This is a genomic window from Microbacterium sp. ARD31 (assembly GCF_031844425.1).
In genome coordinates, this window is the sequence record NZ_JAUZVE010000003.1 from 267,425 (window position 1) to 287,365 (window position 19,941).

Annotated in this window: 15 protein-coding genes; 10 read left to right on the forward strand and 5 right to left on the reverse strand. The window is 70.9% G+C overall.

Annotation, left to right across the window (positions count from 1 at the left end):
• Positions 1 to 45: 45 nt before the first annotated feature.
• A complete protein-coding gene (locus tag Q9S36_RS11750; RefSeq protein ID WP_311285295.1) occupies positions 46 to 2,097 on the reverse strand; it encodes a prolyl oligopeptidase family serine peptidase in 2,052 nt (683 codons plus the stop codon).
• Positions 2,098 to 2,236: 139 nt separating this feature from the next.
• On the opposite strand from Q9S36_RS11750, the gene Q9S36_RS11755 reads away from it, so the two are divergent.
• Entirely contained in the window at positions 2,237 to 2,686 is a 450-nt protein-coding gene (locus tag Q9S36_RS11755; RefSeq protein ID WP_253035427.1) for an Hsp20/alpha crystallin family protein, read from the forward strand.
• Positions 2,687 to 2,760: 74 nt separating this feature from the next.
• Here Q9S36_RS11755 and Q9S36_RS11760 read toward each other — a convergent pair whose 3' ends face one another.
• Positions 2,761 to 3,189, reverse strand: coding sequence for a MarR family winged helix-turn-helix transcriptional regulator (locus Q9S36_RS11760; protein WP_064003846.1), 429 nt, complete (start codon positions 3,187 to 3,189; stop codon positions 2,761 to 2,763).
• A gap of 36 nt (positions 3,190 to 3,225) precedes the next feature.
• Between Q9S36_RS11760 and Q9S36_RS11765 the strand changes: the two genes are divergently transcribed.
• The 3 genes from Q9S36_RS11765 to Q9S36_RS11775 all read left to right on the forward strand — a co-directional run bounded on the left by Q9S36_RS11765 (position 3,226) and on the right by Q9S36_RS11775 (position 5,749).
• Complete coding sequence (locus Q9S36_RS11765; protein WP_311285296.1) at positions 3,226 to 5,016, forward strand: DUF2207 family protein; 1,791 nt, start codon at positions 3,226 to 3,228, stop codon at positions 5,014 to 5,016.
• A 118-nt stretch (positions 5,017 to 5,134) separates the two neighbouring features.
• Positions 5,135 to 5,269, forward strand: coding sequence for an LPXTG cell wall anchor domain-containing protein (locus tag Q9S36_RS11770; RefSeq protein ID WP_311285297.1), 135 nt, complete (start codon positions 5,135 to 5,137; stop codon positions 5,267 to 5,269).
• Positions 5,270 to 5,389: 120 nt separating this feature from the next.
• Positions 5,390 to 5,749: a TetR family transcriptional regulator gene (locus tag Q9S36_RS11775; protein WP_311285298.1), complete on the forward strand. Its 360-nt coding sequence runs from the start codon at positions 5,390 to 5,392 to the stop codon at positions 5,747 to 5,749.
• A 74-nt stretch (positions 5,750 to 5,823) separates the two neighbouring features.
• On the opposite strand, the gene Q9S36_RS11780 is transcribed toward Q9S36_RS11775, so the two are convergent.
• Together Q9S36_RS11780 and Q9S36_RS11785 are read right to left on the reverse strand one after the other, a co-directional pair.
• Complete coding sequence (locus Q9S36_RS11780; protein ID WP_396653757.1) at positions 5,824 to 7,884, reverse strand: PhoX family protein; 2,061 nt, start codon at positions 7,882 to 7,884, stop codon at positions 5,824 to 5,826.
• Between the two features lie 81 nt (positions 7,885 to 7,965).
• On the reverse strand, positions 7,966 to 8,394 hold the full coding sequence (locus tag Q9S36_RS11785) for a DUF2087 domain-containing protein (RefSeq protein WP_311285300.1): 429 nt from the start codon (positions 8,392 to 8,394) through the stop codon (positions 7,966 to 7,968).
• A gap of 133 nt (positions 8,395 to 8,527) precedes the next feature.
• On the opposite strand from Q9S36_RS11785, the gene Q9S36_RS11790 reads away from it, so the two are divergent.
• Positions 8,528 to 10,237: a long-chain-fatty-acid--CoA ligase gene (locus Q9S36_RS11790; protein WP_311285301.1), complete on the forward strand. Its 1,710-nt coding sequence runs from the start codon at positions 8,528 to 8,530 to the stop codon at positions 10,235 to 10,237.
• 80 nt (positions 10,238 to 10,317) lie between these two features.
• Positions 10,318 to 11,202 carry an aldo/keto reductase gene (locus Q9S36_RS11795; RefSeq protein ID WP_311285302.1) on the forward strand — a complete coding sequence of 295 codons (885 nt, stop codon included), beginning with the start codon at positions 10,318 to 10,320 and terminating at the stop codon, positions 11,200 to 11,202.
• Positions 11,203 to 11,270: 68 nt separating this feature from the next.
• Here Q9S36_RS11795 and Q9S36_RS11800 read toward each other — a convergent pair whose 3' ends face one another.
• Entirely contained in the window at positions 11,271 to 12,926 is a 1,656-nt protein-coding gene (locus Q9S36_RS11800) for a RecQ family ATP-dependent DNA helicase (RefSeq protein WP_311285303.1), read from the reverse strand.
• Here Q9S36_RS11800 and Q9S36_RS11805 point away from each other — a divergent pair.
• The 4 genes from Q9S36_RS11805 (at position 12,840) to Q9S36_RS11820 (ending at position 19,863) form a co-directional block, all read left to right on the forward strand.
• Positions 12,840 to 15,914: a carboxypeptidase regulatory-like domain-containing protein gene (locus tag Q9S36_RS11805; RefSeq protein ID WP_311285304.1), complete on the forward strand. Its 3,075-nt coding sequence runs from the start codon at positions 12,840 to 12,842 to the stop codon at positions 15,912 to 15,914. The genes Q9S36_RS11800 and Q9S36_RS11805 overlap by 87 nt on opposite strands.
• A gap of 543 nt (positions 15,915 to 16,457) precedes the next feature.
• Positions 16,458 to 17,057 (forward strand): hypothetical protein, encoded by a 600-nt coding sequence (locus Q9S36_RS11810; protein WP_311285305.1) that lies wholly within the window; start codon positions 16,458 to 16,460, stop codon positions 17,055 to 17,057.
• A 98-nt stretch (positions 17,058 to 17,155) separates the two neighbouring features.
• On the forward strand, positions 17,156 to 17,728 hold the full coding sequence (locus tag Q9S36_RS11815; RefSeq protein ID WP_311285306.1) for a cysteine hydrolase family protein: 573 nt from the start codon (positions 17,156 to 17,158) through the stop codon (positions 17,726 to 17,728).
• 44 nt (positions 17,729 to 17,772) lie between these two features.
• Positions 17,773 to 19,863 carry an alpha/beta fold hydrolase gene (locus Q9S36_RS11820; protein WP_311285307.1) on the forward strand — a complete coding sequence of 697 codons (2,091 nt, stop codon included), beginning with the start codon at positions 17,773 to 17,775 and terminating at the stop codon, positions 19,861 to 19,863.
• Positions 19,864 to 19,941: the final 78 nt, after the last annotated feature.

Sequence of the window (19,941 nt, forward strand, 5' to 3'; positions counted from 1 at the left end):
GCGGTGGACCTCCCGCTCCCAGCGTAGAGGGCGGGCGTTCCCGCCTCAGTCGGCGCGACCCACCGTGCTGTCGAGGAACGCGTGGATCGTCGCATGCAGCGCCGCGGTGGCCGCCGCGTCGATGGTGCCCGCGTGACCGCCTTCGACGGGCTCGAGGTAGTGCACCTCGGCATCCGTCTCGTCCGCCAACCGCGCCGCCATCTTGCGCGCCTGCACCGGTCCGACCCGGTCGTCGCTGGCCGCCGCGTAGATGAGGGATGCCGGGTACCGCCGCCCGGGCTCGATCAGGTGGTACGGCGAGAAGGTCTTCACGAACTCCCAATCGGCGGGGTCGTCGGGGTCGCCGTACTCCGCGATCCAGCTCGCGCCGGCCGACAGGCGCGTGTACCGGCGCATGTCGAGGAGCGGGACGCCGCACACGATCGCGCCGAAGTCGTCGGGGTACCGAGTCAGCATGTTGCCGACGAGCAGCCCGCCGTTGCTGCGCCCGTGGCAGGCGATGCGGTCGGGGGTCGAGACGCCGCGGGCGACGAGGTCGCGGGCGACGGCGGCGAAGTCCTCGTACGCGCGGTGGCGGTTCTCACGGAGCGCCGCGAGGTGCCATTCCGGGCCGAACTCACCGCCGCCCCGGATGTTCGCGACGACGTACACCCGACCCTGCTCGAGCCAGGCCGGGCCCACGATCGTCGGGTACTCCGGCGTCAGCGCGTGCTCGAAGCCGCCGTATCCGTTCATCAGCACGGGCAGCGCCCCGTGACGCTCGCGGGGGCCGACCTCGAAGTACGGCACCCGGGTGCCGTCGGCCGAGGTCGCCCAGTGCTGCTCGGCGACGAGACCCGTCGCGTCGAAAGTCGCGCGGCTGCGGTCGACGACCCGCCGCTCCGCGCCCGGGTCGAGGACGAGCAGGGTGGGCGGTGTGAGGAAGCCTCGCGCGACGACCCAGAGCTGGTCGTCCTCGTCGTCGTCCGCCGTCGCGACGTTCGCGCTGAAGAGGTCGTCGTCGCCGAGCCCGAGGTCGAGGTCGACACCGGTCAGCGTCGCCGGGTCGAGCGACACCAGCCGGCTCTGCACGCGGTCGAGGATCGTCAGCACGAGGCGGGTCTTCGTCCACGTCCAGGACTCGAGCACCGCGGTGTCGGTCGGCGCGAACGCGACGCGCAGGTCCGACCCGTCCCCGCTCGTCACGGTCTCGAGGGGGCCGAGCAGGAGGGTGCCCGACGGATGCGTCGTGTCGCCGATGCGCCACGGCGTCGTCGTCCGGACGGCGACCAGGTCGCCGTGCACGTCGGCGTGCGCGTCCTGCGGCACGGCGATCAGGTGCGGTTCGGCGCCGTCCCACACCCACGCCTCGGAGTGGAAGAAGTCGTGCGCGATGACGACGATCGGCGTCGCCGCGCCGCCGGTGTGGTCGACGTGCGCGAAGACGCCGACGTCCGACGGGACACCCGTGAGGATCGGCGGCGCGTCCTCGAGCGATTCGCCGCGGCGCCAGGCACGGGCGGTGATCGGATAGCCCGAGTCCGTGACGCCGCCGCCGTGCAGGGCCGTGGCGACGAGCAGCGTGTCGCGGTCGACCCACGCGATCATGGACTTCTCCGCGTCGAGGGCGAAGGGGGAGTCCTCGACGAAGCGGCGGGTCTCCAGATCGAACTCGCGCACCACGGCGGCGTCTCCGCCGTCGGGGCTCAGGCGCACGAGCGCGCGGCCGCTGCCGGCCGGCCCGTGCGTCGCGCCGGCGAAGGCCCAGGTCCTCCCCTCCTCGCGGCCCAGTGCGTCGACGTCGAGCAGGACCTCCCAGTCCGGAGTGCCCGCCGTGAAGGCGGCGAGGGACGTCCGGCGCCAGAGGCCGCGCGGGTTGTCGGCATCCCGCCACAGGTCGTACATGAGGTCGCCGTGACGACTCGGGACGACGAGGCGGTCGGGGTCCTGCAGGATGCCGGTGAGCCGGGTCTCGAGCGCGTCGCGGGCAGCGCCCGCAAAGGCGCCTTCGGTCTCCGCGGTGCGCTCCGCGGCCCACGCGCGAGCGGCGGATCCGTCGATCTCCTCCAGCCAGAGGAACGGGTCGGCGGGCTCGGGGGCGATCTCGTGGGCGCTCATGCGGTCAGCCTACGGGGCACCTCCGCCGCGTCGTTCGCCGTGCGAGAACCATTGGCACTCTCCATGCGCGAGTGCTAATCTGGAGGTACTTGAGCCGCAGGGGCTCAACTTTCAGACCACTTGGACAAAGGAGAGAATCATGGCGACCTACGACCCGTTCCGTGAAATCGACCGCCTGGCGTCGACGCTCTTCGACACGCGCCGCGGCCCGCGACGGATGCCGATGGACCTGTACCGCGACGGCGACCACTACGTGCTGAACGCCGACCTCCCCGGCATCGACCCGGGCTCGGTCGACATCGACGTCGACGGCCAGCTGCTGACCATCCGCGCCGAGCGCACGCTGTCGTCGGGCGAGGGGGTCAAGTGGATCACGCGCGAGCGTGAGACCGCGAGCTTCCTCCGCCAGCTGAACCTCGGCCAGGGCATCGACACCGACGCGATCACCGCGACCTACAACAACGGTGTGCTGACCGTCACCATCCCGGTGAGCGAGAAGGCCAAGCCGCGCAAGGTCGAGGTCGTCGCCGACGGTTCGTCCCCGACCATCACCACCCGCGAGAGCGAGCCGCAGCCGATCGACCAGTGACCGGCGCACCGCTCCGGCGGTGAGACGACGATCGCCCCGCACCCCGTCTCGGGTGCGGGGCGATTTTCGTGTCGTCAGACGCCGCGCAGGCGAGCGGTGAGCCGCTCGAGTTCGGCGAGTTCGTCGTCGGTGAGCACCGACATCCGCTCGGCGATGGTGCGGCCGTGCGTCGTCGCGAGCCGGCGGAACATCGCCGCGCCCTGCTCCGTGGCGCGCAGCACGGCGCCGCGGCCGTCGTTGGGGTCGGGGCACTTCGCGACGAGCCCGCGCGCCACCATCCGGTCGACCAGGCGCGACACGCTCGGCTGGCTGATGAGCATGTTCGCCGTCACGTCGCGCAGCCGCGCGGTGTGACCCTCGCAGCGCGTGACGGTGAGGAGCACGTCGTATTCGGCGCTCGAGAGGTCGTCGTCCTCGAAGTCCCGTGAGATCTCCGCCAGGACCTCGTGCTGCGCGCGGAAGAGGCTCTCCCAGGCAGCGATGGCGAGGCGGCGGTCGGTCATGGCGTCAACTGTAGCGTCGCTCATAGGGTTGACCGCGTGCAGCCCTGGTCCCGTCGTCTCGCCCGTGCCGGAGCCGTCGTCGCCGTCGCGCTCGGCATTCTCGTGGGCGCTCCCTCGGCGGCGAACGCCGACGTCGAGGACTTCTCCTTCGACAGTCTGACCGTCGATTACACGCTGACCCGCGCCGAGGACGGCACGAGTCGGATGCGGGTGGTCGAGGAGTTCGTGGCGCGGTTCCCCGAGACCGACCAGAACCGCGGCATCCGACGGGTGATCCCCGACGAGTACGACGGTCAGCCGCTGCGGCCGAGCCTCGAATCGGCGGTGGACGCGGAGGGCGACCCGTGGGAGGTCGTCGAGACCGACGACGGCGAGGACGGACTGGTCGTGATGGCGAGATCCGAGGACTACGTCCACGGTCGCCAGACCTTCGTCCTCACCTACACCCTCGACAACGTGACGCGCGAGTTCCCCGACACGGGGCTCGAGCTCTACTGGGACGTGAACGGGTTCGATTGGGCGCAGTCGTTCGGTGAGGTGACGGCCAGGCTGCACCTGGACGGCGAGATCGCGGATGCCGCCGGCTCCCTCGCCTGCTATGCCGGACCGTTCGGGGCCGAGACGCCGTGCGACGGCATCGACCTCGACACGTCCTCCTCGGGCGCGACGATCATCGCGCGGCAGGCCGAGCTCGGCCCCCGCGAGTCTCTGACCTTCGCGGTCGGGTTCGCCGACGGCACCTTCGAGCCGCTCGACACCTCGTACCTCGGCACACCGCTGGGCTGGGGGCACGCCGCTGCCGGTGCGGGCCTCGTCGGGGTCGCGGGGTGGACGCTGTGGCTGCGGCGCCGCCATCTCTCCGACGAAGCCGGCAGGCCGACGGTGATCGCGGAATCCGAACCGCCCGCGGGGGTCGACGCGCTGCACGCCGCGGTGTTGCTGCAGAAGACCGGCAAGGCCATCCCCGCCGAGGTGCTCGAGCAGGCCATCGTCGGCTCCATCCGCATCACCGAGGGGGAGAAGCCCCGGTGGGGGTCCGCGAAGCTCGTCGCCGAACTGGTGGACCCGGCGCGCGCCGACGCCGACGGTCGGGCGCTCCTGACGGGACTGTTCCCCGAGGGCCGGACGGGTGACCGTTTCGAGTTCGGCACCTCGGACACGCGCCTCTCCTCGACGGCGCAGCGGATCTTGAAGGATGCCGAGTCGGCGCTCCGCGATCGCGGTTTCCGACGCGAGGTCCCCGCGTGGGTGCGAGCGGTCCCGGCTGTCGTCGCGGCGGTGCTCGTGGCCGTCCTCGTCATCGCGACGATCGCGCTGTCCGATCGGGCGGTCGATCCGCTGTGGCCGCTCATCGGGCTGTTCGGCGGGATCGCGGTGGCCGTTGTGGTGATCGGGATGATCGCCCGCAAGCCGCTCACGGAGAGCGGCGCCGAGGTGAGGGACCATCTCGCGGGGCTGCGTCAGTTCATCGAATGGGCGGAGGCGGACCGCATCCGGATGCTGCAATCGCCCCGGGGCGCGGAGCGCCGTCCCATCGACACGGGGGATCCGCGGGTGATGCTCGACCTCTACGAGAGCCTGCTGCCCTATGCGGTCGTGTTCGGGCAGGAGAAGCAGTGGGCGGGGCACCTCGCGGTGCTCTACGCCTCCGCGGGCGTCGCGGCGCCGGTCTGGTACGCGGGCACCGGCGGTTTCGATGCGGCCTCGTTCTCGTCGAGCATCGGGTCGCTGTCGGCGGCATCGACCTCGTCCGCGTCGACGGGCGGGTCCAGCGGCGGCGGGAGTGCCGGCGGCGGTGGTGGCGGCGGCGGTGGCGGCGGCGTCTGACCGAGCGCTCCTACGGCTTCCTCTACTCGACGCCCACCGCCCTCGGCTGGGTGACGGCGGATGCCGCCGGCTCGGCGAGCTCCTCGCTGCCGGCAGCCCTCGACGAGGCCGTCACCGGGTGGCCGTCGGCGACGAGCTCGCGTCGGCCGGCGGTCAGTCGGGTCCGGTGTGGATCGCAGGCGGTGCAGGTGCGGCGCTGCTCGCCCTCGGCGCCCTGCTGGTGATGCGCCGCCGTCGGAGCGCGACCGTCTGACGCGTCACGCAGTAAGGGCCGGCTGGAGAGGCATCCAGCCGGCCCTTGTCCCTTTGCACCAAGAGTGTCCTGCAATCACATGTCGGTAGCTGCCACAGCAAAACATCTACCGTGCAACGAATGTATAACGACGAGATAACGGTGGCAAGGGTTTCTTGTTATCAATTTGTGATGGACGGGCAAGGGGTGCGCTGGAGCTCCCTCGACCCCCGGCTCTTGCGCGCAGCGCTCGTCCGCCTGCTGGCGGACCGGCCCCTCGCGGCGGTGTCGGTCGCGGAGCTCTGCCGTGAAGCGGGCGTGCACCGCACCACGTTCTACAAGCACGCCGCGGGCGTCGACGAGTTCGCCGTCACGATGCTGACCGACGAGATCGACGCGATCGCCGCGATCGGTGTGGACATCGCCACCGACACCGATGCCGCAGCCGCCGAGGCCCGCATCTTCCGGTTGATGCCGGAGTGGTGGCCCGGCGTGCACTGAGGCCAGCGCGACCCGGACGCCGTCGAAGGCTCGCACCCGGAGCGGGTGCGAGCCCTCGTGCGCTGCGGCGCAGCCTAGGCCCGGTAGACCTGCACGACCGACGGGCGCGGCGCGTTCGTCACGTCGCCCCGTCGCGTCGATCCGTAGTCGGGGAACAGGGAGGTCGGTGCGGCGACCGTCCCGTTCTCGCCGGGATGCTGCACCGCGACGAACACCAGCTTCTCGCGGGCGTGGATGACGGGTCCGCACGTCTCGGCCTCGCGGGGGACCGCGAGGAACTGCTGCACGTGCCCGCGCTCCCGACCCTCGAGCGGAACGCGGAACAGTCCGTCGTTGAACCCGATCGTGCTGGGCGCGCCGTCAGTGGAGATCCAGAGGGTGCCGTCCTCATCGAACGCGAGGTTGTCAGGGCAGGAGATCGGCGACACCTTGTCCTTCGGGTAGCCCGCGAAGTAGGTGCTCGGGTCGGACGGGTTGCCGCACTGCAGCAGGATGCTCCAGCCGAAGCTCGTCCCGGCCTGGCCGCGGCGCTCGGTGATCTCGATGACGTGGCCGTACCGGTTGCCCGTGCGGGGGTTCGCCTCATCCACCATCGAGGTCTTGCCGCGGTCGGTGTTGTTCGTCAGCGCGACGTAGACCTTGCCGGTCCGCGGGCTCGGCTGCACGTCCTCGGGGCGGTCCATCTTCGTCGCACCCACCTTGTCGGCGGCCAGCCGCGTGAAGACCAGCACCTCCTCGATCGTCATGCCCGTCACGACGCTCCTGCCGTTGCGGGTGAGGGCGACCCACTCGCCGGTGCCGTCGAAGGCGCCGTCCGCGGGCAGCGTGCCCGAGCCGTCGATCTGCGCCGCCGGCGAGTCGCCGCGGAAGCGGGCGACGAACAGGTCGCCCTCCGACAGCAGCGTCATGTTCTTCTTGCGCGACGAGCTGATGCGGTTCTTCGAGACGAACTTGTAGAGGTAGTCGTTGCGCTCGTCGTCGCCCATGTAGGCCACCACGCGGCGGTCCTCGGCCACGATGACGTTCGCGCCCTCGTGCTTGAAGCGCCCCATCGCGGTGTGCTTCTTCGGCGTCGAGGTGGGGTCCTCGGGGTCGATCTCGACGATGTATCCGAAGCGGTTGGGCTCGTTGACGTAGCCGGGGTCGAACGAGTTGAAACGGGGGTCGTACTGCTCCCATCCGGTCGACGTCGTGCGCGAGGCACTCGCCTGGTACCGCTTCTGGCCCGTCGTGTCGGCGGCCCAGGCGAAGTAGCCGTTGAAGTTCTCCTCGCCCGAGAGGATCGTGCCCCACGGCGTCGTGCCGCCGGCGCAGTTGCCGAGGGTCCCCTTGACCCAGCGACCCTCCGGGTCGGCGGCGGTGGTGACCAGGTCGGAACCCACTGCGGGACCGGTCAGCTCGAACACCGTCTCGACGGTGATCCGGCGGTTGCGGCGGCCGTCCACGACGTAGCGCCAGGGGGCACCGCGACGACGGCGCGTGATCTCGACGACGGACATGCCCTGCGCCGCCTTGTAGACCTCGCCGCGACGGCGGAGCTCGGCGGCATCCGTCGACGGCGGGAACATGATGTTCGGGTTCACGTACTCGTGGTTGTTGACGAGCACGCCCGTCTTGCCGCTGCGGTCGGCGAGGATGTCGAGGTAGTCGCTGTTGTACCCGAACTGACGGGCCTGCGCAGCCGGGCTCTGCGCGTCGAGCGAGAAGGTCGGTGCGTCGGAGAAGAGCGGGTCGCCCCAGCGGATGATCGGCGACCAGGTCCAGCCCTTCGGGACCGTCAGCGCGTCGACGGACGCCGGGACGGGAGCGATCGGCTGGAAGGGCAGGCCGTGGCCGTGCCCGCCGTAGCCACGGGTCGCCTCGATGAGTCCGCCCGGCGTGGCCGACGCCGCAGCGGGGTTCGCGAGGCCGAAGGCGTCGGTCGCGACGACGACCGCGCCGGCCGCCGCGGCGCCGAGCAGCGTCCGGCGCGAGAGGGCGAGCTCGGCGACGCTGCGGAACGTCGGGTTGTCCGACCCGTTGCACTCGGGACCGAGGCAGGCGTCGGCGCACTTGAACCGGCAGGTCACCGCCGACCGCTTGCCGACCGCGTGGGTCGCGAGAGGAAGGGACGTGCGGGTGGTGGGGGGTTCCAGAATCGTCACCGCTCCAGGATCGGTCGCTGTTCCTGCGACCGGGTGAATCGACGGTGAACGTCGGGTGACGGTCACGGAGCGCTACCCGGCGGTCGGATCCGCCACCACCGCGTACTCGGTGCCCGAACGCGTGCGTTCCACGAGCTCGTGGTCGACGAGGTATCTCCGCAGCACGGCGACGTCGTCGCTGATCGCGGCGAGGCGCTCGTTGACGGTCTGTTCGTCGACGACCTCGCCGGGCCGGAGGATGCGACCGGCGATGAGCGCGAGCAGGCGGCGCCTCTCCTCGGCCCGCGCCGGGTAGCCCGACAGCCGACCGTCGGGGGACAGGAACCGCTCGACACCCGTGGGCCGCGGCGCGGCGGGTGTCTCGGCCAGCGTCCGAGCGAAGGCGGTGCGTCGGCCCGCAGGTCGTGGCCGTCGCCGGTGACGAGGCCGGCGCGCTGCAGCGTCTCGACCACGTGGCGGCGGCGCGAGGGGGAGAGTCCCGCGACCGGCGATGACGCCCATGTCGACGACGTCATCCGGGCGCTGTCGGCCGGTCTCGCCGCGTTCGATCGCCCCCGTTTACCCCCCGCGTCAACCCTCAGCCGACGCATGGAGCGCCGCCCTACGCTGGCGGGACACCGAGGAGGACATCCGCATGAGCCCGACACCCCCGGCATCCGATCTGCAGGACCGCCCCTGGCTGGCCGCGTACGCGCCCGGCGTCCCGAGCGACATCGACCCCGTCGACGAGACGCTCGTGGATCTGCTCGATCATGCGGTGGAGCGTTACGGCAGCAAGATCGCAACGGAGTTCTTCGGATCCGAGACCACCTACGCCGAGCTCGGCGAACAGGTCTCCCGCGCCGCCAACGCGCTGCGCAAGCTCGGGGTCGGGCCCGGTGACCGCGTCGCGCTCGTGCTGCCCAACTGCCCCCAGCACATCGTCGCTTTCTACGCCGCGCTGCGGATCGGCGCGATCGTCGTCGAGCACAACCCGACGTACACCGCCCGCGAGCTGCGGCATCAGTTCGAGGTGCATGAGGCGGTCGTCGCGATCGTCTGGGACAAGGTCGCCGACATCGTCGCGGAGTTCCCGAGCGACGTCGCCCCCGCCGCCATCGTCGCGGTCGACATGACCGACGCGCTGCCGTGGGCGATGCGGACGGCCCTGCGCGTGCCGGTGCCGGCGCTGCGGGAGCGGCGCGAGGCGATGACGTCGAAGCCCACCGCCCGCGGCGTCATCCGGTGGTCGCAGTTCACCAAGGCGCGTCGCCTCTCGCATAAGCACCCGCGCCCCGTCCTCGACGACACGGCGCTCCTGCAGCTGACGAGCGGGACGACCGGGATGCCGAAGGCCGCCGTCCTGTCGCACCGCAACCTCCGCTCCAACGCGGCGCAGGGGCGCGCGTGGGTGCCGGGGCTCCGCGAAGGCGAGGAGACCTTCTACGCCGTCCTGCCGATGTTCCACGCCTACGGGCTGACGCTCTGCCTCACCTTCGCGGTGTCGATCGGCGCGCGCATCGTGCTGTTCCCCAAGTTCGACGTCGACCTCGTCGTCGGCGCGCTCAAGAAGTCGCCGCCCACCTTCCTGCCCGGCGTCCCGCCGATCTACGACGCGCTGTCGCGCGCGAGCACCCGCAAGGGCGTCGACCTCTCCAGCATCCGCTTCGCGATCTCGGGTGCCATGAGCCTGCCCGTCCCGACCGTGATGCGGTGGGAGGAGGCGACGGGGGGCCTGCTCGTCGAGGGCTACGGCATGACCGAGACCTCACCCGTCGCGCTCGGCAACCCGATCGGCCCGACGCGGCGCCCCGGCACCGTCGGCGTGCCCTTCCCGAGCACCTTCATCCGCGTCGTCGACCCCGACGACCCGACCGTCGACCGTCCGGCGGGCGAAGCGGGCGAGCTCCTCATCCGCGGACCCCAGGTGTTCCAGGGGTACTGGCGCCGACCCGAGGACACCGCAACGGTCCTCCTCGACGGCGGATGGCTGCGCACCGGCGACATCGTCACGGTCTCGGAGGACGGTTTCGTCACCGTCGTCGACCGCGTCAAGGAGCTCATCATCACGGGCGGCTTCAACGTCAGCCCGAGCGAGGTCGAGCAGGTGCTCACCCTGCACCCCGACGTCGAGTCCGCCGCGGTCGTCGGCGTGCCGCGGCCGACCGGCGGCGAGGACGTGGTCGCCGCGGTCGTGATGAGGAAGGGGGCGGCGTTCGAGGCATCCGCTCTCAAGGACTTCGCCCGCTCGCACCTCGCGTCGTACAAGGTGCCGCGCAAGGTCGTGCAGCTCGACGACCTGCCGCGGTCGCAGATCGGCAAGGTGCTGCGCCGTCAGGTGCGCGAGCAGCTGACCGCGCGCTGATCTGTCAAGGGCTCTCGCCGCCGGCATCCGTGGATGGCAGGGTGGATGCCGCACCCCCACCACCCCGTCGAAGGAGACCCATGTCGCAGCGCACCCTCGGACCGTTCACCGTCTCGGCCATCGGACTCGGCGCCATGCCGGTCTCGATGAACGGCAACGGCATCCCGTCGCACGACGACGCGGTGGCGACCGTGCGGGCGGCGCTGGACGCCGGTGTCACCCTGATCGACACCGCCGACATCTACGCGCCCAGCTGGGACGAGATGGGCCACAACGAGCGCATCGTCGCCGACGCGCTCGCCGGCTGGGACGGCGACCGGTCGTCGATCGTCGTCGCCACGAAGGGCGGCATCACGCGCACCGCGGAGAAGGACTTCGGGCGCGACGGTTCGCTCGACTACCTCCGCCGCGCCGTGCAGAAGTCGCTGCAGAACCTGCAGGTCGACGTCATCGACCTGTACCAGTACCACCGGCCCGACCGGTGGATGGTCTACGGCGAGATCATGCAGAACCTGAAGACCCTGCAGGACGAGGGCCTCGTCCGCACGGTCGGCATCTCGAACGCGAGCGTCGAGGAGATCCAGATCGCGCAGGAGGTGCTCGGCGAGGGAGGTCTCACGAGCGTGCAGAACGAGTTCTCGCCGCGGCACCCGGGCAGCTACGGCGAGCTGAAGTACTGCGTCGAGCACGGCATCGCCTTCCTGCCGTGGAGCCCCCTCGGCGGCATCGGTGGCGCGGGCACGGTCGGCGAGCGGTTCACCGCGTTCGCCGAGATCGGCCGCGAGCACGGCGTCAGCCCTCAGCAGGTCGTCCTCGCGTGGGAGCTGTCGCTCGGCGAGACCGTCATCCCCATCCCCGGGGCGAGCCGCCCGGCATCCATCACCGACTCGTTCCAGGCGCGGAACCTCGAGCTCTCCGCAGACGAGCTCGCCCGCTGCTCCGCCGCGGTCGGCATCGACATCTGAGGCGGGGTACGCCGCTCCCCTTTCGCAACACGCCGCGCCCGGCTGCCATTTGCGACAGGGGAGCGGGATCAACCGGCATCGAGCAGGTGCTCCCGCTCGACGATCTCGAGCGACAGCACCTTGTAACCCTCGCTGTCGAAGAACACCCGCATCCGGTCGTCGTCGATCGAGACGACGGTGCCGGCACCCCACTCGCGGTGCGAGACCTTCTCGTCGATCTCGAAGCCGGAGCCGGAGGGGGATGTCGCGGCCCGCGCGGCGTCGACGGCTCCCGCCGCGCACGTGTCGCAGTTGCCGCACGGCTCGTCGAGGTCCTGCCCGAAGTAGCCGAGCAGCACCTGCCGGCGGCAGCGCCGCGTCTCGGCGTACTCCCGCATCGTCTCGATGCGGGAGCGGTCGATGCGCTCGCGCTCCTCGACCCGTTCCAGCGCGGCCTTCACGGCGGCGCGCTCGTCGAGGTTGCGCCGCAGCGAGACACCTGACTTCGACGTGCGCGCCGACCCGGTGTCGACGAGCAGCGTCAGCAGTCCCGTGACGCGCCGGGGTGACAGGCCCGCGTCCGTCGCGAGGGCGGACTTCGTGCGGGCCCGGGTCGACATGGCGCGCATGAGGGTGCGCAGCTCCGCGGCATCCGGGTTCTTCGTCGCGAAGTAGCGCCGCAGGGCGAGGTCCTCGGCGCGGTAGTGCAGGGTGCCGTGGGCCTCTTCGCCGTCGCGGCCGGCGCGGCCGAGCTCCTGGAAGTAGGCGTCGATCGACTCGGGCACGTCGGCGTGGATGACGAAGCGCACGTTCTCCTTGTCGATCCCCATGCCGAAAGCGCTCGTCGCGACGACGACGTCGAGGTCGTCGCAGAGGAACTGCCGGTGCACCTCGGCGCGCTCCTTCGCCGGCAGGCCCGCGTGGTACGCGCGCGCCCGCTTGCCGCGGCCGACGAGCTCGTCGGCGTAGAGCTCCGCCGAGCGTCGCGTCGAGGTGTAGAGCAGCCCGGGGACCGGCAGCGACGCGACCTCGTCGACGACGGCGGCACGCTTCTCGCGGTCGTCGCCGTGACGGCGCACACCGAGGCGGATCGACGGCCGGTCGACGTCGCCGAGGTGCACGGAGGGGTCGTCGAGCCCGAGACGGGCGGCGATCTCCTCACGGACGGGAGTGGATGCCGTCGCCGTCAGCGCGAGGATCGGGGGCCGCCCCAGCCGCGCCGCGACCTCTCCGAGGGCCAGGTAGTCGGGACGGAAGTCGTGCCCCCACGAGGCGATGCAGTGCGCCTCGTCGACGGCCAGCAGGGCGATCTCGAGTTTCGAGAGCTCGGCGACGACCTCGTCGTTGGCGAGCTGCTCGGGAGCGAGCAGGACGTAGGTCGCCTCGCCCGCGCGCAGGCGGCGCCACGCCTCGGCGCGGGCCTTCTCGCCGCGACCCGAGTGGAGGGCGACCGCTTTCGGGGCGTCGGGTGCGTGCTCGAGCCCCGCGAGCTGGTCCTCCTGCAGGGCGATGAGCGGGGAGACCACGACGGTCACGCCCGGGCGCAGGGCCGCGGTCACCTGGTAGACGGCGGACTTGCCCGATCCCGTCGCCCAGACCACGAGCACGTCGCGCCCGCCGGCGGCCGCCTCGATCGCGTCGAGCTGGTCCGGGCGCAGGTGCGTCAGTCCGAACCGCTCGGCGGCGACGCGCTCGACCTCGGCGCGATCGGGGGCGGACGGTGCAGAGGTGGAGCGGCGCGGCATCCCTCCACGGTCGTCGAGGATGCGGCATCCGCGGACACCCTTGACACGCCCGTAGTATTCAGATGCCGGTCGAGGGGTTCGGCACGTCATCCTGGGGGACGCATGCGGTTTAGGTTTCGGTTCGTCGGTGCGCTGATCGCCGTCGTGGCGCTCGTGTTCACCGGTCTCCCCGCACAGGCCGCCGAGATTGCGCCGACGCGTATCACCGGGGTGCTCACCAACATCGACGGCGACGCGGTCCGGAACGTGACCGTTCGGTTCGAGAACGTCGAGACCGGGCGCGTGTCGGACACGTCCCCTGACGTCGACGGGAGGTTCGGCAGCACTCTGCCCGCGGGCGATTATCGGGTGTCCGCGTCCTCGCATCACGATCCGGCGCGCGAGGCGTACGGCGCCCGGTGGTACCCGGGCGTGGGGACCGCGGGAGAGGCTCAGATCGTCTCCCTCACGGAGGGCCGCACGATCGATACGTCGTGGCAGCTCGGAGCCGTCGGCCCAGGGGTCACAGGAATCGTGACCGATGCGCTGACGGGACAGCCGGTCGCGGGGGCGAGCGTCTCGCTGGACGGGCCTCTTCGTACATGGGAGACCACGAACCGTGACGGCCGCTACCGGTTCTCGATGCTGCCGCCCGGAGAGTACGACGTCAGGGTCGACTCTCCCTCTGACGGCGATTACGTCGTCGCGACCACGTCGCTCACCGTGTCGGACGGTTTCACGACGTGGTCCGTCTCCGCCGAGCCCACGGGCACCTTGCGTGTGACCACGGGGCGGTACTCCTCGGTACGGGCCGATCTGATCCCCGTGGGCGAGGAGCGGGAGATCCACGCACCTACCGGCAGCAACGTCGTCAACGCCGAGGACCTCCCGCCAGGCGACTATCACCTGCGCATCAGCCCCGAGCGCGGCGTGCACGATTTCGTCGAGACCTGGTGGCCCGCCGGCGAAACGCGGGCTGATGCCGGGATCATCACGATCCGTTCTCGGCAGACGACCGAGATCACGGCCGACCTCGTTCGGGGTGGCGTCGTGGAGGGCAGGGTCGTATCCGCAGGAACGAGCGCACCGGTTGCGGGAGCCTACGTCACGGCATACACGAGCGCGGGTGTCGAAGCGGGATGGGCGCAGGCGGACGGTGACGGCCGGTATCGGATCCTCGCTCTGCGGTCGGGTGAGTACCGGATCACGTCGTCGGGCAATGGCCACTCACGTCTGTCGACGACCGCGCGGGTTCAGCTCGGCGAGACGACGCCCCTCGACATCGCCCTCTCGCCGCGGGGTGCTCTGTCCGTGACCGTTAGCGCTGACGAGATGATCGTCGGCCGGACCGTGTCGCTCTACGACGGCGACCTGAAACTCATCGCGAAGCGGCAGCTCAGTGAGCGTGGACTGTCTGAGACAGTGACTTTCGACGACCTCGACGCCGGCGAGTACTTCTTGGGCGCGGACGGAAGCAGCGACATCCTGGGCGGCTGGTACGACGGCGTATCGACCAGCGCGGGAGCGCGGACCGTGACCGTCGCGCCAGGAACGAGTACGCCGGTCGACTACCGGCTGCGCCGTGCGACTCCGGCGAACAGCGGAAGCATCTCCGTCGCCGCGGTCGGACCGCGGGGCGAATCGGTGACCGACTCGGCAGTCTGGCTGTACGACGCGGACGGTGTGGTTCGCGGGCGCGATCTTCTGCAGGTCGACCCGGTCACGTTCCCCGCCCTGCCGCCCGGCGACTATCGCCTGCGCTTCGCGGACAGCACGTCGGAACATCGTTACCGCTACACGACGACCTGGTGGGGCGGCAGCGACCTCACGGATGCCACTCCCATCCACGTCGACGCCGGCAAGACGACGGCTGTCAGGCCGACGCTTGCGCGCACGCTCCCGCCGGAGTCGGCGACGATCGTCGGCACCCTCTCGTCGAAGCTGCCTGAATTGTTCGACGGCGCACGCGTCATCGCATGGGCGGAGTCCGGGAACACCGTCGTACGGGCCGGCACAGGCATCGTCGATGCCAAGGGTCGTTTCCAGATAGTCGGCCTGCTCCCCGGCCGGTACCACCTGCAGATGGACGATCATCCCCGCTGGACGGACGGTGTGGCCCCCGTGTGGCTGGCTTCGGAGGGTGACTGGAGGACCTCGCGCGTGTTCACCCTCGCCGAAGGGCAGACCGTCCGGGTCGACGAGAAGATGCCGGACGAGACGGACCAGCCGAACCACGCGACCCTTCGCGGGATCGTCCGGGAGAGCGGTAGGCCCGTTCCGGGGGCCGTCGTGGCCGTGAGGGGTCGCACCGAGACCGTGACCGTGCGCACGGATTCATCCGGACGGTTCGAGGCGTGGCTCGAAGGCGCGCACAAGACGACGGTCGAGGTCGCTGCCCGGGCCACCACAGTGAAGTACTCGACACAGGTGACCGGCGTGAACCGCCGGATCTCGACGCTGGACATAGCCCTCACGCGAGTGCTCGTAACGCCGACCCCGACGCTCTCCACGGCGCCGGCCGTCGGCCGCTCCGTGACCGCGAGGATCACCGGATGGACGTCCGGGGCCACCGTCGCCTATCAATGGCGCCGGAACGGGAAGCCGATCGCGTCGGCCACGAAGTCGACCTACACGCCGGTCGCGGCCGACCGTGGTGCGAAGCTGACCGTCACAGTGACAGGGAAGAAGGCGGGCTACGCCACTGCGTCCCGCACGAGCGCGGCGAAGATTGTCGGTTATGGCACCTTGACCTCGTCGACCCCGCGGATCGCGGGGGTCACCGCTCGCGGCAAGACGTTGACCGTTCAGCCCGGCGCCTGGACGCGTGGGACGTCGCTCACGTACCAGTGGTATGCCGACGGAGTTCGGATCAAGGGAGCGACTCGCTCGTCGCTGACGCTCACCTCCGGCCTCGTCGGGGACAAGATCTCGGTGAAGGTGACCGGCAGCAAGAGCGGGTACTCCACGCATTCGCGGTCCAGCGCGGCCACGGCTCGCGTGCGTCGATAGCCCGTCGCCTGGCGCGATCCGGCCGAGCGATGACCGCCGCTCGTAGGGTCGGAGCGTGTACTTCCTTCGACCCACATACCTCGCGAGCCGCGCGATGAGTATCGTCCGAGGTAAGCATCGCCGCTTCGTTCGGCCGTAGCGGAGCGCGCAGCGCGAACAGCCGGAGGAGCGGTGGTCACGCACCTTCGGGGGTGAACGCCCGAGCATGGACTTCGCTGGCAATTCCCCGACCGGTGGGCGCGATTCCACGTCCGGGGGCCGGGAGACACTGCTTCGGAGCTGGAGGCCTCCGACAACCTCCACGCGCTGCTCCTCGACCTTCGCGAGACGCGCGGCGAACCGATGAACCTCATCGTCGAGACCTAGGGCGTCAACGACTTGTCAGGCGGATGGTCCAAGGCGCTGCCCGTCGACCTCTTCGCGTGGCGGAAGACGCCTCGCGATGAGTCCGACGTCGGAACCACCTATCGCTGCAGATGCTCATCGCGACCTGGTACCGCCCGACTGCACGGATCTCTGATCGTGCCTCATAGGCTCGTCCGTGTGTTCTCTCCTCACATCGTCGGTTACACGCGTCTCGCCGTCGACCTCCTGCGCGGCCGTCACCGCACCTTCCGGCATGTCGAGCAGAGTACTCGTTGTCGGAAGCTGGAGGAGACATGGTCGGCCTCGTTCCCCGGTGCCCCCGCGACGGGTCTTCTCCGCGACCTGTTCCCGGAGCGCTGGGCGCGATTCCATATCCGCGGGCCCCACGACGCGGCGTTCGACATCGACGCAGCCAAGACTCTCCGCTCGCTCCTCGATGATCTATCGCGAGAGCGTCATTGGAAGATCCGGATGATCGCCGAAGGGTGCGGCGTCGGCGACTTCGGCGGCTGGTTCAAGTCGATACCGGCTAACTTCTTCCCTTGGCGCGAGTCACCGGCAGATAAGGAAGGCCCAGCGGCGTACTACTGGGCGAGCGACTACATTTCCCCGCAGGCCGTCAACGAGGCCTTCCTGAAGATCGTGGCGGAGGAGGGGTACGCCGTCTTCACGGACAAGAAGGTGACCTGGGCGTTCTGCCCCTACTGGGCCGGCGTCGACATCATCTTTCCGACGCCGCAGGAGCGCGACGAGTTCGTGAACGTTCATCGCGACTAGCTGTCGCCGTATCCGTCCGGCCTCTGACGCTCGCGGGCTGGCAGGATCCCGCCGCACCCTGACCGCCACTCGGCAGCGCCGCGTGCCAGGCTCGGAGCGTGCAGATCCCGCCGCGAGACATCGCCCTCGACCGTGCCGCCCTCCTCGTCGTCGACGTGCAGCGCGGGTTCGACGACACCGCGTACTGGGGCGAGCGCGACAATCCGGCGTGCGAGGCGAACATCGCCGCGCTCCTGGCCCGGTGGCGCGAGCGGGGGTGGCCGGTCGTGTTCGTCCGGCACGATTCGACGTCGGATGCCTCGCCGTTGCGGCCCGGGCAGCCGGGCAACGACCTCAAGCCCGAGGTCACCGGCACGCCGGATCTGCTCGTCACGAAGAGCGTCAACTCCTCGTTCCACGGGTCGCCCGACCTCGACGCGTGGCTGCGCGCGAATGACATCGCACAGCTCGTCGTGACCGGCATCTCGACGAACCACTGCTGCGAGACCACGGCGCGCGTGGGCGGCAACCTCGGGTACGACGTGTACTTCGCCCTCGACGCGACCCACTCGTTCGACCGCACGGCGCCCGACGGCACGGTCGTCCCGGCCGCGGCACTGGCGGCGGTCACCGCGACGAACCTCGACGGCGAGTTCGCGACGGTCGTCACCACCGCCGACCTGCTGCGCTGAGCCGGGTCCTGTCGCCCCGGCGGGTGCGCGGTTAGCGTGGAGGGATGCCGCATACCCCCTTCGCCTCGCTCGAGGACTACATCGCCCTGCCCCGCATCGACGCCGTCGCGCTGTCGCCCGACGGCGCCCGCGCCGTCCTGACCGTCGCGACGCTGAACAAGGACAAGACCGGGTACGACCGCGCGCTGTGGGAGGTCCCCGCGACAGGCGGCGGTTCGGCGCGGCGGCTCACGCGGTCGGCGAAGGGCGAGCAGGGCGCCGCGTTCACGGCGGACGGCGACCTGCTGTTCGTGAGCGCCCGCCCCGACGCCGAAGGCGACGGCGACGACGAGTCCGCGCAGCTCTGGCTGCTGCCCGCCGGGGGCGGAGACGCCCGCGCGATCACCCGGCTGGCCGGGGGAGTGTCGGCGATCGCGGCCGTCGCGGATGCGGCATCCGTCGCCGTCCTGTCGGCCGACCTGCTGCCGTCGGCCGACTCGCTCGAGGCCGACGCGACGCTGCGCGCCGAGCGCAAGAAGCGCAAGCTCTCGGCGATCCTGCACACGACCTACCCGGTGCGGTACTGGGACCACGATCTCGGCCCCGCCGAGCCGCACCTGCTCTCGCTCGACCTCGGCGACCTCTCCGATTCGGTCCGGTCTTTCGCCGCCTCGGACACGGCCGAGGACGAACCGGATGCCACGACCCCCTACCCGGCATCCCTTCCGCGCCCGCGCGACTTGACGCCCGCGCCCGGCCGCACGGCCGACACCGCCGGCGCCGCGCTCACCCCCGACGGGCGCACGCTCATCGCCGCGATGCGCTTTCCGCAGGGGCGCGCCGAGCGCTTCGCGATCGTCTCGATCGACGTCGCCTCGGGCGAGCGCACGACGCTGTTCGAGGAGCGCTCGACGTACTTCGAGTCGCCCGCGATCAGCCACGACGGCCGGCTGATCGCCTACGGCCGCGCCGCGTTCTCGGACCCGACCGGCCCGGCCGATCAGGAGCTGTGGGTCGCCGGCATCGACGGCTCCGAGCCGCGCCGCCTCGCCGAGGGCTGGGACCGCTGGCCGACGAGCATCGCATGGGCGCACGACGACACCGCGCTCATCGTCACCGCCGATCAAGGCGGGCGCGGGCCGGTGTTCCGCGTGCCGCTCGACGGCGGCGCTCCCGAGCAGCTGACGACCGACGACCACGCGTACTCGAACGTGTCGGTCGACCGCGCGACGGGTGCGCTCGTGGCGATCCGCTCGTCGTGGATGGTGCCGCCGCATCCGGTCCGCATCGACCCCGACGGCACCGTGACCGTGCTGGCGACCCCGGCTCCGCTGCCGACGCCCGCAGGCACGATGACCGAGGTCGAGACGACGGCCGAGGACGGTGCGCGGGTGCGCGGCTGGCTGCTCCTGCCGGAGGGGGCGGATGCGGCATCCCCCGCACCCCTGCTGCTGTGGATCCACGGCGGACCGCTGAACAGCTGGAACGCCTGGAGCTGGCGCTGGAACCCGCAGCTCGCCCTCGCCCGCGGCTACGCCGTCTTGCTGCCCGACCCGGCGCTGTCGACCGGGTACGGCCTCGAGTTCATCGCGCGCGGCTGGAACAGCTGGGGCGCCAAGCCCTACACCGACCTCATGTCGATCACCGACGAGGTCGTGGCACGGGCGGACATCGACGAGACGAAGACCGCGGCGATGGGCGGCTCGTTCGGCGGGTACATGGCGAACTGGGTCGCCGGCCACACCGACCGGTTCCGCGCGATCGTCACGCACGCGAGCCTGTGGGCGCTCGACCAGTTCGCCGGCACGACCGACAGCTCGTCGTACTGGCAGGAGATCTTCACGCCCGAGGGAATGATCGAGAACTCACCGCATCGCTTCGTGCGCGACATCTCGACGCCGCTGCTCGTAATCCACGGCGACCGCGACTACCGCGTGCCGATCGGCGAGAGCCTGCGCCTCTGGTCGGAGCTCAACGAGCACTTCGGCGAGGACGACGGCACGACGGTGCACCGGTTCCTGTACTTCCCCGACGAGAACCACTGGGTGCTGAAGCCCCAGCACGCCGTCGTCTGGTACGAGACGGTGTTCGGCTTCCTCGGCGAGCACGTGCACGTGCACGGCGAGCCCGCGCCGAAGGTCGCCGGGCTCGGCTGACGCGAGGGCGCCGCGGCGGGGGCGTGTTCCGGGGGCGCAACTGGTCGCGTCGGATGCCGGGGCGCGGCATCCCGGGTC